This is a genomic window from Streptomyces sp. NPDC056169 (assembly GCF_042268445.1).
Lineage (GTDB): Bacteria > Actinomycetota > Actinomycetes > Streptomycetales > Streptomycetaceae > Streptomyces.
Genome location: NZ_JBHJUO010000016.1, coordinates 211,434 through 225,762 on the forward strand (window position 1 = coordinate 211,434; position 14,329 = coordinate 225,762).

13 protein-coding genes are annotated in these 14,329 nt (G+C 69.9%); 11 read left to right on the forward strand and 2 right to left on the reverse strand.

The window, feature by feature from the left end; all coding sequences use genetic code 11:
• Positions 1 to 144: 144 nt before the first annotated feature.
• The 3 genes from ACFC0G_RS26940 to ACFC0G_RS26950 all read left to right on the forward strand — a co-directional run bounded on the left by ACFC0G_RS26940 (position 145) and on the right by ACFC0G_RS26950 (position 3,049).
• Positions 145 to 1,278 carry a site-2 protease family protein gene (locus ACFC0G_RS26940; protein ID WP_376407627.1) on the forward strand — a complete coding sequence of 378 codons (1,134 nt, stop codon included), beginning with the start codon at positions 145 to 147 and terminating at the stop codon, positions 1,276 to 1,278.
• Positions 1,279 to 1,304: 26 nt separating this feature from the next.
• Entirely contained in the window at positions 1,305 to 2,192 is an 888-nt protein-coding gene (locus ACFC0G_RS26945; RefSeq protein WP_015032448.1) for a tRNA (adenine-N1)-methyltransferase, read from the forward strand.
• A gap of 272 nt (positions 2,193 to 2,464) precedes the next feature.
• Positions 2,465 to 3,049 carry a hypothetical protein gene (locus tag ACFC0G_RS26950; RefSeq protein WP_376407567.1) on the forward strand — a complete coding sequence of 195 codons (585 nt, stop codon included), beginning with the start codon at positions 2,465 to 2,467 and terminating at the stop codon, positions 3,047 to 3,049.
• Positions 3,050 to 3,053: 4 nt separating this feature from the next.
• Here the strand turns inward: ACFC0G_RS26950 and ACFC0G_RS26955 are convergent, their stop codons facing one another.
• Entirely contained in the window at positions 3,054 to 3,365 is a 312-nt protein-coding gene (locus ACFC0G_RS26955; protein WP_376407569.1) for a ferredoxin, read from the reverse strand.
• 242 nt (positions 3,366 to 3,607) lie between these two features.
• On the opposite strand from ACFC0G_RS26955, the gene arc reads away from it, so the two are divergent.
• The 5 genes from arc (at position 3,608) to prcA (ending at position 9,258) form a co-directional block, all read left to right on the forward strand.
• A complete protein-coding gene (gene arc / locus ACFC0G_RS26960) occupies positions 3,608 to 5,374 on the forward strand; it encodes a proteasome ATPase (RefSeq protein WP_141298694.1) in 1,767 nt (588 codons plus the stop codon).
• A 200-nt stretch (positions 5,375 to 5,574) separates the two neighbouring features.
• The gene (gene dop, locus ACFC0G_RS26965) at positions 5,575 to 7,086 is read left to right on the forward strand and encodes a depupylase/deamidase Dop (RefSeq protein ID WP_376407572.1); all 1,512 of its coding nucleotides are present in this window, start codon (positions 5,575 to 5,577) and stop codon (positions 7,084 to 7,086) included.
• A 159-nt stretch (positions 7,087 to 7,245) separates the two neighbouring features.
• Entirely contained in the window at positions 7,246 to 7,458 is a 213-nt protein-coding gene (locus tag ACFC0G_RS26970; protein ID WP_024755474.1) for a ubiquitin-like protein Pup, read from the forward strand.
• A gap of 161 nt (positions 7,459 to 7,619) precedes the next feature.
• Positions 7,620 to 8,459: a proteasome subunit beta gene (prcB, locus tag ACFC0G_RS26975; protein WP_376407574.1), complete on the forward strand. Its 840-nt coding sequence runs from the start codon at positions 7,620 to 7,622 to the stop codon at positions 8,457 to 8,459.
• 46 nt (positions 8,460 to 8,505) lie between these two features.
• Positions 8,506 to 9,258, forward strand: coding sequence for a proteasome subunit alpha (gene prcA, locus ACFC0G_RS26980; protein WP_376407576.1), 753 nt, complete (start codon positions 8,506 to 8,508; stop codon positions 9,256 to 9,258).
• A 68-nt stretch (positions 9,259 to 9,326) separates the two neighbouring features.
• Here the strand turns inward: prcA and ACFC0G_RS26985 are convergent, their stop codons facing one another.
• The gene (locus ACFC0G_RS26985) at positions 9,327 to 10,346 is read right to left on the reverse strand and encodes a LacI family DNA-binding transcriptional regulator (RefSeq protein ID WP_376407578.1); all 1,020 of its coding nucleotides are present in this window, start codon (positions 10,344 to 10,346) and stop codon (positions 9,327 to 9,329) included.
• A 192-nt stretch (positions 10,347 to 10,538) separates the two neighbouring features.
• On the opposite strand from ACFC0G_RS26985, the gene ACFC0G_RS26990 reads away from it, so the two are divergent.
• From ACFC0G_RS26990 to ACFC0G_RS27000, 3 genes are all read left to right on the forward strand, one after another.
• Positions 10,539 to 11,813: an MFS transporter gene (locus ACFC0G_RS26990; RefSeq protein ID WP_376407580.1), complete on the forward strand. Its 1,275-nt coding sequence runs from the start codon at positions 10,539 to 10,541 to the stop codon at positions 11,811 to 11,813.
• Positions 11,814 to 11,882: 69 nt separating this feature from the next.
• Positions 11,883 to 13,244, forward strand: coding sequence for a Pup--protein ligase (pafA, locus tag ACFC0G_RS26995; protein WP_056650240.1), 1,362 nt, complete (start codon positions 11,883 to 11,885; stop codon positions 13,242 to 13,244).
• Positions 13,245 to 13,363: 119 nt separating this feature from the next.
• Positions 13,364 to 14,305 carry an FKBP-type peptidyl-prolyl cis-trans isomerase gene (locus ACFC0G_RS27000; RefSeq protein ID WP_376407583.1) on the forward strand — a complete coding sequence of 314 codons (942 nt, stop codon included), beginning with the start codon at positions 13,364 to 13,366 and terminating at the stop codon, positions 14,303 to 14,305.
• Positions 14,306 to 14,329: the final 24 nt, after the last annotated feature.

Genomic DNA, 14,329 nt, shown 5'->3' on the forward strand with positions numbered 1-14,329 from the left:
GAATACCATCGACCTGGGACCCCGTCGCACTGCATGATCGAACCGTGACGCACCGACGTGGGTCACCCGTCGCGACGAAAGGAACCCGTGAACCAGGACGAGCGCAAGCCGCAGCGGACCGAGGAGCCCGGCGGCGGGATCCTCATGGGCCGCCCCTTCGGCGTGCCCGTCTACGTCGCACCCAGCTGGTTCCTGGTCGCCGCCCTCATCACCTGGGTCTTCGGCGACCAGATCGAACGGGTCCTGCCCGAGCTCGGCGCCGCCCGCTATCTCGTCTCCCTCTTCTTCGCCGTCGCCTTCTACGCCTCCGTCTTCGTCCACGAACTGGCCCACACGATCGCCGCGCTCCGCTTCAAGCTGCCCGTGCGCCGCATCCAGCTCCAGTTCTTCGGCGGCGTCTCCGAGATCGAGAAGGAGACCGAGACCCCCGGCCGCGAGTTCGTCCTCGCCTTCGTCGGCCCGCTCTTCTCCCTCGTCCTCGCCGGCGTGTTCTACCTCTCCCTGTACGCCGTCGAGCCCGGAACCGTCCCCGGCGTCCTCCTCGCCGGCCTGATGATCTCCAACCTGATCGTCGCCGCCTTCAACCTGCTCCCCGGCCTCCCCCTCGACGGCGGCCGCATGCTCCGCGCCGTCGTCTGGAAGATCACCGGCAAGCCCATGAGCGGCACCGTCGCCGCCGCCTGGGCCGGCCGCGCCCTCGCCGTCCTCGTCCTCGTCGGCCTGCCCCTGCTCACCCGCACCGGCATCCTCGGCAACACCACCGACGACATCAGCGGCCTCAACACCGTCACCGACGCCCTCCTCGCCGCCATCCTGGCCGCGATCATCTGGACCGGCGCCGGCAACAGCCTCCGCATGGCGCGGCTCCGCGAGCACCTCCCCGAGCTCCGCGCCCGCACCCTCACCCGGCGCGCCATCCCCGTCGAACCCGCCACCCCCCTCTCCGAGGCCCTCCGCCGCGCCAACGACTCCGGCGCCCGCGCCCTCGTCGTCGTCGACGGCGTCGGCGACCCCACCGGCATCGTCCGCGAGGCGGCCATCGCCGCCGTCCCCGAGCACCGCCGCCCCTGGGTCGCCGTCAGCACCCTCGCCCAGGACCTCGCCGACGGCATGCGCGTCCCCGCCGAGCTCGCCGGACAGCCCCTCCTCGACCACCTCCGCGCCAGCCCCGCCACGGAGTACCTGGTCGTCGAGGAGACCGGCGAGATCTACGGCGTCCTCGCCACCACCGACGTCGAGCGCGCCTTCGTCAAGGCCATGGCGCGACCGTCTTCGTAACCCTGGGCCCTTGATAAGGTGCTCACATGTCCGAACCGACCGGTGCCGCCCGCCGACGCGGGCCCTTCAAGGTCGGGGACCAGGTTCAGCTGACCGACCCCAAGGGCCGTCACTACACGTTCACGCTCGAAGAGGGAAAGAACTTCCACACCCACAAGGGTTCTTTCCCGCACGACGAACTGATCGGCGCCCCCGAGGGCAGCGTTGTCCGCACCACCGGAAACGTCGCCTACCTCGCGCTGCGCCCCCTGCTCCCCGACTACGTCCTGTCCATGCCCCGCGGCGCCGCCGTGGTCTACCCGAAGGACGCGGGACAGATCCTCGCCTTCGCCGACATCTTCCCCGGCGCACGCGTCGTCGAGGCGGGTGTGGGCTCCGGCTCGCTCAGCAGCTTCCTGCTCCGCGCCATCGGCGACAGCGGCATGCTGCACTCCTACGAGCGCCGCGAGGACTTCGCCGAGATCGCGAAGGGCAACGTCGAGCGTTACTTCGGCGGCCCCCACCCGGCCTGGCAGCTGACCGTCGGCGACCTCCAGGACAACCTGTCCGACACGGACGTCGACCGCGTCATCCTGGACATGCTGGCCCCCTGGGAGTGCCTGGAGGCCGTCTCCAAGGCCCTCGTCCCCGGCGGCATCCTGTGCTGCTACGTGGCGACCACCACCCAGCTCGCGCGCACCGTGGAGTCCATCCGCGAGTTCGGCTGCTACGCCGAGCCGCAGCCGTGGGAGTCCATGATCCGCAACTGGCACGTCGAGGGCCTCGCCGTCCGGCCCGATCACCGCATGATCGGCCACACCGGCTTCCTCGTCACCGCCCGCCGACTCGCGGACGGCGTCGAGCCCCCGATGCGCCGCCGCCGCCCCGCCAAGGGCGCGTACGGCGAGGACTACGAAGGCCCCAACAAGGGCTGAGTCCTGAAACGGGGCCCGCCCCAGTACCGATGCCGACGTCCAGACGCAGGGCTCACGCCCCGCACGAGGGCTGACGTCCCGACATTTGTTCCGCGCCGCCGCCGATTTTTCTGCCCACGGGTGGGAACTCGGCGGCGGCGTCCTCATGTTCGGGCTCCGGCGCGCGCGACGACCGCCCGCTCCGCGCGGTGAGACCCCGACTGTTCCGTCCCCCTGTGACGTATGGCACGATGCCCGAAACCCTCCGCCCAGCCCTACAGGAGACGTCTCGCGTGCAGCCTTCCGCCGTCCCGGATTCCGCGGATCTGCCTGACCTCGCGCACACCCACGCCAGGCCGGCGCACTGGCTGGCGACCGCCACCGCGACCGCCGCGGTCGTCGCCCTCGCCGGACTGCTCCAGCCCGGTCCCGCGGGAGCCACCGCGGCCCCCGCCGCCCCGCGCCCCGCGCCCGCTCCGGAGGCCGCCACGGCCGACTACCCCCTGGAGTGCGGGGGAGGCCCCCACAAGATCGCGAAGCGCGTCTCCGGGGACCTCGACGGCGACGGAAACCCGGAGACCGTTGCGGTCGTGCACTGCGAAGCCGGCTCCGGCACCCCGCCGAGCGGGATCTACGTCCTCACCCGCGGCAAGGGCGCGAGCGCCCCCGCGCGCGTGGTGGCCACGCTCCTGGATCCCGGCCGGCACCAGAACGTCACCGCGCTCGCCGTACGCGACGGAGCGGTGCGCGCCACGCTGGTCGGCTACTCGTCCCTCGACGTGCCCAGGTGCTGCCCCGACGAGAAGGAGCAGGTCAGCTGGGCGTGGCAGGGCGGTGCCTTCGTCCGCTCCGCCCCTGCCGAGGCGCGGAGCGTCTGACCCGTCACTCCGCGTCGGGGCCGTACACCTCGACCTTGTCGGCGACCCTGCGCACGTGAATGCAGTCGCCCGGGCACTCCTTCGCGGAGTCCACGACGTCCTGGAGCAGCGGCAGCGGCACCGGGGTCGTCGCCCCGCCGTGCTGGAGCAGCTCGTCGTCGGCGCTCTTCACATACGCGAGCCCGTCGATGTCCAGCTCGAAGACCTCGGGAGCGTACTGCGCGCAGATCCCGTCCCCGGTGCACAGGTCCTGGTCGATCCAGACCTCCAGGGCCTCTTCGACGCCCGTCGCCGGGGCCTCGTTCTGCACGGTCATTTCTCCTGCCGTTTCTGCTTCGCGCGGGTAAGTCGGGCCACCTCTGAAGGGTGTTGGCCCATGACGACGATACAACCGCCCGCTTTCAGACGGCGAAAGGGTGGGTATTCCCCTGGCGAGAGGGGAACCGCAAGGGTGAAGATCGGACACGGCCCGGAGTCTTTTTGATCTAGGGGTTTCAATCACCACCCACGCAGGTAGGGTCAGGAAGCGTCCAGCTCCCCTTGGAGGAGGTGAGGACCGTGGCAGCCCACGACGACGACATCAACCGCGGCATCCGGCCCGGACGGGGGTCTGAAGACCCCGCCGGACAGGTTGCCTATCTCGAGCAGGAAATCGCCGTCCTGCGCCGCAAGCTCGCCGACTCTCCGCGACACACGAGGATTCTCGAAGAGCGGATCGTCGAGCTGCAGACGAACCTGGCCGGCGTGTCCGCGCAGAACGAGCGGCTCGCCAATACGCTCCGTGAGGCCCGCGACCAGATCGTGGCCCTCAAGGAGGAGGTCGACCGGCTCGCACAGCCGCCGGCCGGCTTCGGTGTCTTCCTGCAGGCCAATGAGGACGGCACGTGCGACATCTTCACCGGGGGCCGCAAGCTCCGGGTGAACGTGAGCCCCAGCGTCGAGCTCGAAGAGCTCAGGCGTGGCCAGGAAGTCATGCTCAACGAAGCGCTCAACGTGGTCGAGGCCATGGAGTACGAGCGCGCCGGCGACATCGTCACCCTCAAGGAGATCCTCGAGGACGGCGAGCGCGCTCTGGTGGTCGGGCACACCGACGAGGAACGGGTGGTGAGGCTCGCCGAGCCTCTGCTGGACGTCACCATCCGCCCCGGCGACGCCCTGCTGCTCGACGCGAGGTCGGGCTACGTCTACGAGGTCATCCCCAAGAGCGAGGTCGAAGAGCTCGTTCTGGAAGAGGTCCCGGACGTCGACTACGACAAGATCGGCGGTCTGGGCAACCAGATCGAGCTGATCCGCGACGCGGTCGAGCTCCCGTACCTCTACCCCGACCTCTTCAAGGAGCACGAACTCCGACCGCCCAAGGGCATCCTGCTCTACGGGCCGCCGGGCTGCGGCAAGACGCTGATCGCGAAGGCCGTGGCCAACTCGCTGGCCAAGAAGGTCGCCGAGGTGACCGGTCAGCCCGCGGGGAAGTCCTACTTCCTCAACATCAAGGGGCCCGAGCTCCTCAACAAGTACGTCGGCGAGACCGAGCGGCACATCCGCCTCGTCTTCCAGCGTGCGAGGGAGAAGGCGAGCGAGGGCACCCCCGTCATCGTCTTCTTCGACGAGATGGAATCCCTCTTCCGCACCCGCGGATCCGGTGTCAGCTCGGACGTGGAGAACACCATCGTCCCGCAGCTGCTCGCCGAGATCGACGGTGTGGAGGGCCTGGAGAACGTCATCGTCATCGGCGCCTCCAACCGCGAGGACATGATCGACCCCGCGATCCTGCGGCCCGGCCGGCTCGACGTCAAGATCAAGATCGAGCGTCCGGACGCGGAGGCCGCGAAGGACATCTTCGCGAAGTACCTCACGGCCACCCTGCCGCTCCACACGGACGACATCTCCGAGCACAGCGGCTCCAAGGCCGCCGCCGCCCACGGAATGATCCAGTCGGTCGTCGAGCAGATGTACGCGGAATCCGAGGAGAACCGCTTCCTCGAAGTCACGTACGCCAACGGCGACAAGGAAGTCCTCTACTTCAAGGACTTCAACTCCGGCGCGATGATCCAGAACATCGTCGACCGGGCCAAGAAGATGGCCATCAAGGCCTTCCTCGACCACAACCAGAAGGGCATCCGGGTCTCCCACCTCCTCCAGGCGTGCGTGGACGAGTTCAAGGAGAACGAGGACCTGCCCAACACCACCAACCCCGACGACTGGGCCAGGATCTCCGGAAAGAAGGGCGAGCGGATCGTCTTCATCCGCACCCTTGTCACCGGAAAGCAGGGCGCGGACACGGGACGCTCCATCGACACGGTGGCCAACACCGGTCAGTACCTGTAAAACGCACACCGGCTGCGGATGTCCGGAAACCGGGCATCCGCAGCCGGCGCATTCCGTCCGGTATTTCTCCCGGCGGCACGGGTTTCTCCCGGCGGCACAGGAAATACCGCAAGTGATCTCCCCACCAGCGCTGAGCCGCTCTAGGCTCTTCGGTAACGCCGAGTCGCGCACTGTGAGCGACGCCGGGCAAGGAGGGCCGCATGACCGTACGGCGAGTAATGGGCATCGAGACGGAGTACGGGATCTCCGTCCCGGGACACCCGAACGCCAATGCCATGCTCACCTCGTCCCAGATCGTCAACGCCTACGCGGCGGCGATGCACCGGGCGCGCCGCGCCCGCTGGGATTTCGAGGAGGAGAATCCGCTGCGGGACGCCCGCGGCTTCGACCTCGCCCGCGAGGTCGCGGACTCCAGCCAGCTCACCGACGAGGACATCGGCCTCGCGAACGTGATCCTCACCAACGGGGCACGCCTCTACGTGGACCACGCCCACCCCGAGTACAGCTCGCCGGAGGTCACCAATCCGCGCGACGCCGTCCTCTGGGACAAGGCCGGCGAGCGGATCATGGCGGAGGCGGCCGTCCGTGCCGCCCAGCTCCCCGGGGCCCAGCCGATCCACCTCTACAAGAACAACACCGACAACAAGGGCGCCTCCTACGGCACGCACGAGAACTACCTGATGAAGCGGGAGACCCCCTTCTCGGACATCGTGCGCCACCTGACCCCCTTCTTCGTCTCCCGCCAGGTCGTGACCGGTGCGGGCCGGGTCGGCATCGGCCAGGACGGCCGGGAGAACGGCTTCCAGATCAGTCAGCGCGCCGACTACTTCGAGGTCGAGGTGGGTCTGGAGACCACCCTCAAGCGCCCCATCATCAACACGCGCGACGAGCCGCACGCGGACGCCGAGAGGTACCGCCGCCTGCACGTGATCATCGGTGACGCGAACCTTTCGGAGATCTCGACCTACCTCAAGCTCGGCACGACCGCGCTGGTCCTGTCGATGATCGAGGACGGGTTCATCACCGTGGACCTCGCCGTCGACCAGCCGGTCAGGACGCTCCACCAGGTCTCGCACGACCCGACCCTCCAGTACCTGGTCACGCTCCGCAGCGGCCGGACGCTCACCGCGGTCCAGCTGCAGATGGAGTACTTCGAGCTGGCCAGGAAGTACGTGGAGGAGCGGTACGGCTCGGACGCGGACGAGCAGACGAAGGACGTCCTCACGCGCTGGGAGGACACCCTCAACCGGCTCGAGAACGACCCGATGAGCCTCGCCGGCGAGCTCGACTGGATCGCCAAGCGGGAGCTCATGGAGGGCTACCGGCGCCGGGACAACCTGGAGTGGGACGCGGCCCGCCTGCACCTCGTGGACCTCCAGTACGCGGACGTGCGGCCCGAGAAGGGCCTGTACAACCGTCTGGTGGCCCGCGGACGCATGAAGCGGCTCCTGGACGAGACCGAGGTGCGGCAGGCCGAGACGGCGCCTCCGGAGGACACCAGGGCCTACTTCCGGGGCCGCTGCCTGGAGCAGTACGCCGACGACGTCGCCGCGGCCTCCTGGGACTCGGTGATCTTCGACCTGCCGGGCCGGGACTCGCTCCAGCGCGTCCCGACCATGGAGCCGCTGCGCGGCACGAAGGCCCATGTGAAGGCGCTCCTGGACCGCTGCCGCACGGCGGAGGAACTCGTCCGCGTGCTGTCCGGCGGATGATCGGGGGCCCGACGAGGGCCTGAAATACCCCGGCGCTGGGAATCATGGAAACAGTGCCCGGGCGTTGTGGAAACCACGGGGCCGAAGTCGGACCCGACCTATAGGGTCTGATCTTGTACGGACTCAACCGAGCGGGCCGATTCGAGCGGGGTGAGGGATATGGCGACCAAGGACACCGGCGGCGGACAGCAGAAGGCGACGCGTTCCACGGAGGAGGTCGAGGAGACCACCACGGAGGCGAACTCCGACCTCCAGGAGCGCCAGGAGAAGCTGAGCGACGACGTGGACTCCGTGCTGGACGAGATCGACGACGTCCTCGAGTCCAACGCCGAGGAGTTCGTTCGTAGCTTCGTCCAGAAGGGCGGCGAGTAGCCGCCTCTCGTGCCTTTACTCCTCCGTCCCCGGAGCCCCGGAGAAAGCCGTGGGTCCGGGGACGGATGACAGGCACCGGCACGGGTATGGTCCGTGCACAGCAACCAAGATCGACCCGTGCGTCCCACGGCGGGCCGACTCTCCCACCCGGAAGGAATCGCGTGGAAGCCAACCCTCGTAGCACCGGGCGTCTGCCGGCGGCCTTCCTGACGCCGGGATCGTCCTCGTTCCTGGACTTCCTGGCGGACCACTCGCCGGAGCTGCTGCCGAGCCGCCGGAGGCTGCCGGAGGGCGTCCTCGACGCCCCGCACGGCACGACCATCGTGGCGGTCACGTTCCCCGGCGGGGTCGTCCTCGCCGGCGACCGGCGCGCCACCATGGGCAACATGATCGCGCAGCGCGACATGGAGAAGGTCTTCCCGGCCGACGAGTACTCCGCGGTCGCCATCGCCGGCACCGCCGGTCTCGCCGTGGAGATGGTCAAGCTGTTCCAGCTGGAGCTGGAGCACTTCGAGAAGGTGGAGGGCGCCACGCTCTCCCTGGAGGGCAAGGCGAACCGCCTGTCCACCATGATCCGTGGCAACCTCTCCATGGCCATGCAGGGGCTCGCCGTCGTGCCGCTCTTCGCAGGCTGGGACGAGGCCAAGGGGAAGGGCCGGATCTTCTCCTACGACGTCACCGGCGGCCGCTCCGAGGAGCAGGGATACGCCGCCACCGGCTCCGGCTCGATCTTCGCGCGCGGGTCGATGAAGAAGCTCTACCGCGCCGACCTCACCGAGCAGCAGGCCACGACCCTGGTCGTGCAGGCGCTCTACGACGCGGCGGACGACGACTCGGCGACCGGTGGCCCCGACATGGCCCGCCGGATCTTCCCGCTCGTCACCGTCATCACCGAGGAGGGTTTCCGCAGGCTCACCGAGGCCGAGTCCTCCGAGCTGGCCAGGTCGGTCACCGAGCGGCGTCTCGAGCAGCCCGACGGGCCGCGCGCCGCCCTGCTCTGACCACTCGTCGCTCTGTAGAAGCCCAGAAGAAAGGGACGGACCGCCGGTGTCCACTCCGTTCTACGTCTCACCCCAGCAGGCCATGGCCGACCGGGCGGAGTACGCCCGCAAGGGCATCGCCCGAGGCCGCAGCCTGGTCGTCCTCCAGTACACCGACGGCATCGTCTTCGTCGGCGAGAACCCGTCGCGCGCCCTGCACAAGTTCAGCGAGATCTACGACCGGATCGGCTTCGCCGCCGCCGGCAAGTACAACGAGTACGAGAACCTCCGCATCGGCGGCGTGCGCTACGCCGACCTGCGCGGCTACACCTATGACCGGGAGGACGTCACCGCGCGCGGCCTGGCCAACGTCTACGCCCAGACCCTGGGCACGATCTTCTCCAGCGCGGGGGAGAAGCCGTACGAGGTGGAGCTGGTCGTCGCCGAGGTCGGCACCGAGCCGGAGGGCGACCAGATCTACCGGCTGCCCCACGACGGCTCGATCGTGGACGAGCACGGCTCGGTAGCGGTCGGCGGGAACGCGGAGCAGATCAGCTCCTTCCTGGACCAGCGCCACCGGGACGGCATGTCCCTGGCCGAGGCCCTGAAGCTGGCCGTGCAGGCGCTCTCGCGGGACACCAACGGCAGCGAGCGGGAGATCCCCGCGGAGCGCCTGGAGGTGGCGGTCCTGGACCGTACGCGCCCGCAGCAGCGGAAGTTCAAGCGGATCGTCGGCCGCCAGCTGTCCCGCCTCCTGGAGGCGGACAACGCGGCCATCGCGAAGACGGACGAGCCCTCGGACGAGGCTCCCGAGGACTAGGACCTGCCCGAGGGGCCCCGGTGCGCGCGAGCGGACCGGGGCCCCTCGGCGTTTCCGGGGTTCGTGGCTCAGGCGGCCGGTGCTGGCCCCGAGGAGCCGCGGGGGACCAGGGTGACCGGGAGGTCGTCCGGCCGCGGCGGTTCGCCGGCGAGGACGGCCAGGAGGGCCGCCATGCCCTGCTCGCCGATGCGCTCCGCGGGCAGCGAGACGGTCGTCAGCTCCGGTTCGACGGCGGTCGCGAGCGCGAGGTCGTCGAAGCCGGTGACCGAGACGTCCTCGGGGACTCGCAGTCCCAGGCGCCGCAGGGCCTTGCAGGCGCCCGCGGCGAGGATGTCGTCGTCGCACACGAGGGCGGTGGGGCGCGGTCCTGGCGCCGCGAGGGCGCGCTCGGTGGCGGCCATGGCGCCGTGCACGTCCAGGGGCGCGCGGACGGTCCGTACCGACACGCCGGCGAGGGCCTCGCCGAGCGCGGCGGCGCGGACGTCGAAGGTCCAGGACGGCACGGCCGAGGCGAGGTGCACGAAGCGCCGGTGGCCGAGGGCGAGCAGGTGGCCCGTGACCTGGCGCATGCCGTCCGCGATGTCGAGGTTGACGTGGGCCGCGGCGCCGGTGTCGGCGGGGTCGCTGTCGAGCATGACCAGGGGCAGGTCGGTGCCCCGGAAGGCCTTGAGGGCGTCCGAGGCCATCGAGGAGGCGATGATCCCGTCGAGGGCCGCCCGGGCCGAGGCGAAGGGATCCCTGGCGGGGCCGACGCCGTCGGGCGAGGGGTACAGGACGACGCCGAAGCCGTGCCGGGCGGCGACGGTCGCCGCACCCGTGTAGACGCGGGCGAAGAACTCGTTGGTCAGCGCCGGGACGACGAGCAGGGCCGTCCGCGTGTGGCCGAGGCGGAGGTTGCGGGCGGCGAGGTTGGGGCGGTAGCCGAGGCTCCGCGCCGCCTCCCGTACGGCGTCGGCCGTGCGCTCCGAGACGCGCCCGCGCCACTTGTCGCCGAGGACGAGCGACACGGTGGCCTGCGAGACGCCGGCCTCCCGGGCGACGTCCCGGCTGGTCGGGCGCGTGCCGCCGAGCGGCTCCGGGGTCTGCACACAAGCCTCCGCGTCGGACGGTTCTCGTCCGCACCGCCGTGCTCGGGCGCTGCGGTACGTCGGGTGGAATCCGGACAGTACCCGGTCGCTCCCCGGGCGCGGGGTGGACCCGCGTACCACCGCCATGGTACGTATAACGCCTGACGTTATACGTAAAACCTCGGCGGGGTCCGAGGGCGAGGGGAGACCGACATGGCCACCGAGGCCACGGCACACGGCGGCTATCTCGACATACTCCGGGCACCGCACGCCGCCCGGCTGCTCACCGGCACGCTCGTCGGGCGCCTGCCCAACGGCGTCGGACCCATCGCCCTGACCCTGTTCGTCCGCGACCAGGGCGGCAGCTACACCCTCGCCGGCGGCCTCATCGCGGCCTACGGCGTCGCCACCGCCGTAGGCCAGCCCCTCCTCGGCCGCGCCGTCGACCTCAAGGGCCAGCCGCGCGTCCAGCTGCCCGCCGCGGTCCTCTCCGCCCTCGGCATGGTCCTGCTGGCCCTCACCGGCATCGGCAACCTCGCCGTCGCCTACGCGGCCGTCGTCCTCGCGGGTCTCTTCACCCCGCCCCTGGAGGGCGGACTGCGCGCCCTCTGGCCGAGCGTCCTCGGCCGCGAGGACCGGGTCCACCGCGCCTACGCCCTCGACGCGGTCGCCCAGGAGGTCATGTTCACCGTCGGGCCGCTCCTGCTGACCCTCCTCGTCTCGCTCTGGTCGCCCGCCGCCGCGCTCCTCGTCATCAACGTCCTCGGCGTCCTCGGCGCCCTCGCCGTGGTCCTCTCCGAGCCCTCCCGCACCTGGCGCTCCGCGCCCCGCGAGGCCCACTGGCTGGGCGCCCTGCGCTCGCCCGGCCTCCTCGCCCTCCTCGGCTCCTTCTTCTTCGTCGGCATCGCCCTCGGCTCCATCACCGTCGCCGCCCTCTCCTACGCCGACGACGCGGGCACCCCCTCCGTCTACGGCTGGCTGATGGCCGCCCTCGGCCTCGGCGCGCTCCTCGGCGGCGTCGCCTACGGCGCCCGCCCGTGGGCCGGGGCGCCCGAGAAGCGGCTGCGGGTCCTCGTCCTGTTCCTCGCGGTCTGCTACCTGCCGCTCACCCTGACCCCCGGTCCGGCCGCCATGACCGGCCTCTCGGTCCTCTCGGGCGTCTTCCTCGCCCCCGCCCTCGCCTGTGCGTTCATCGTCGTCGACCGGCACGCCCCGGCCGGCACCGTCACCGAGGCCTTCTCCTGGCTCGTCACCACGTTCGGCGTCGGCTCCGCCCTCGGCTCCGCGGTCGCGGGTCCCGCCGTCGAACTCGCCGGGACCGTCGCCGGATTCGCCGTGGCCGGAGTGGGCGGCCTCATCGCCTTCCTCGTCCTCCTCGCCACCGGCCGTGTCCTCGACGCGCCCGTGTCCCCGGCGGGGCCCGCCGCGCGACACGCCGTCAGCGCGGGCGACCCCACCCCCGTACACACCGAAAAGAACACGCACTGATCGGAAAATGATCGAAACGGGAACGCCCAACCCGGTTTCATCACACGCCGTCAGGCGTAATGTTCAGACATGGACCGCCGCATTTTCGGGCTGGAGAACGAGTACGGCGTCACGTGCACGTTCAGGGGACAGCGCCGACTGTCTCCTGACGAAGTGGCGCGCTACCTCTTCCGCCGTGTCGTGTCATGGGGCCGCAGCAGCAATGTCTTCCTGCGGAACGGCGCCCGCCTGTACCTGGACGTGGGTTCGCATCCGGAATATGCCACACCGGAATGCGACGACGTGACCGAACTGGTCACCCACGACAAGGCAGGCGAGCGCATTCTCGAGGGCCTGCTCGTCGACGCCGAACGCCGCCTGCACGAGGAGGGAATCGCGGGCGACGTCTATCTCTTCAAGAACAACACCGACTCGGCCGGAAACTCCTACGGCTGCCACGAGAACTATCTCGTCGCCCGCCACGGGGAGTTCTCCCGGCTCGCGGACATTCTCATTCCCTTCCTCGTCACCCGGCAGCTGATCTGCGGCGCGGGAAAGGTCCTCCAGACCCCGCGTGGTGCGGTCTTCTGCGTCTCCCAGCGTGCCGAGCACATCTGGGAGGGCGTCAGCTCCGCCACGACCCGCTCGCGGCCCATCATCAACACCCGGGACGAGCCGCACGCCGACGCCGAGCGCTACCGCCGCCTCCACGTCATCGTCGGCGACTCGAACATGTCCGAGACGACCATGCTGCTCAAGGTCGGCGCCACCGACCTGGTGCTCCGCATGATCGAGGCCGGCACCGTGATGCGCGACCTGACCCTGGAGAACCCGATCCGGGCGATCCGCGAGGTCAGCCACGACATCACGGGCCAGCGCAAGGTCCGGCTCGCCAGCGGCCGCGAGGCCTCCGCCCTGGAGGTCCAGCGCGAGTACTACGACAAGGCCGTCGACTTCGTCGACCGGCGCGGCATCCGCACCGGCACCGTCGCCCAGGTCCTGGAACTGTGGGGCCGCACGCTCGACGCCATCGAGAGCGAGCGGCTCGACCGCATCGAGACCGAGATCGACTGGGTCATGAAGCACCGGCTCATCGAGCGGTACCGGGCCAAGCACAACATGACCATGTCGAACCCGCGAGTCGCTCAGATAGACCTCGCGTACCACGACATCCACCGCCGCCGCGGGCTCTACTACCTCCTGCAGAAGAACGGGCAGGCGGCCCGGATCTGCAACGACATGAAGATCTTCGAGGGCAAGTCGGTGCCCCCGCAGACCACCCGGGCGCGACTCCGCGGCGACTTCATCCGCCGCGCGCAGGAGCAGCGCCGGGACTTCACCGTCGACTGGGTCCACCTCAAGCTCAACGACCAGGCACAGCGCACCGTGTTGTGCAAGGACCCGTTCCGCTCCGTCGACGACCGGGTGGAAAAGCTGATCGCCGGAATGTAGGACCGGCGCACACGAGCCGCAGGGCCCCGCACGGTTTGGCGTGCGGGGCCCTCGACGTGACAGGAGGACCGCCTAGAGTGTCGGCACAACTACTGTGCCGTCTGAGATCTGAGGAACACGTGCGCCGACTTGCCGGCCTTCTCGTCGTCCCGCTGCTGCTGCTCTCGACAGCGGCGTGCGGCAGCGACGACAAGGGCTCCGATTCCGCCTCGATGAAGAACGGGCTGCCCGCCATCACCGCGGGGGTCAAGTTCGGCGAGAAGCCGACCCTCTCCAAGGGCGAGGGCGACCCGCCCAAGGAACTGAAGGTCAACGTCATCAGCGAGGGCGACGGCCCGGTGACGAAGAAGGGCGACGCGCTCCAGGTGAACTACCTGGGCCAGGCCTGGGACTCCACCACCCCCTTCGACAACAGCTTCGACCGCGGTCAGCCGTTCGACGTCACGCTGGGCGCCGGACAGGTCATCAAGGGCTGGGAGCAGGCCCTCGAAGGGCAGAAGGTCGGCAGCCGCATCGAGGTGGGCATCCCGCCGGAGCTCGGATACGGCGAGGCCGGCTCGCCGCCGAGCATCAAGCCCAACGCCACCCTCGTCTTCGTCGTGGACATCCTGAAGTCGGTCACCATTCCGAAGTCCGCCACCGGCACGCCGGTCGCGCAGGACAACAAGGACCTGCCGAAGGTCGGGACGAACACCGACGGCAAGGCGCCCTCGCTGACCGTCCCCAAGGTCGCCCCGCCGACCAAGCTCGTCTCGAACTACGTGCTCGAGTCCAAGGGCGAGGTCGTCAAGGCCACCGACACGGTCGTCGTGAACTACGTCGCCGCCCTCTGGAAGGACGGCAAGGTCTTCGACTCGACCTACACCACCGGCAAGCCCACGAACTTCCCGCTCGCGCAGCTCACGCTGAAGGGCCTCAAGGACGGTCTCGTCGGCAAGAAGGTCGGCAGCCGCGTCCTCATCGTCGCCCCGCCGTCCGAGGCGTTCGGCAACGAGGAGAAGCAGGGCATCCCGAAGAACTCCACGCTGGTGTTCGCCGTCGACATCCTGACGAAGATGTAAGACTGTCCCGATCACGCAGTTCAT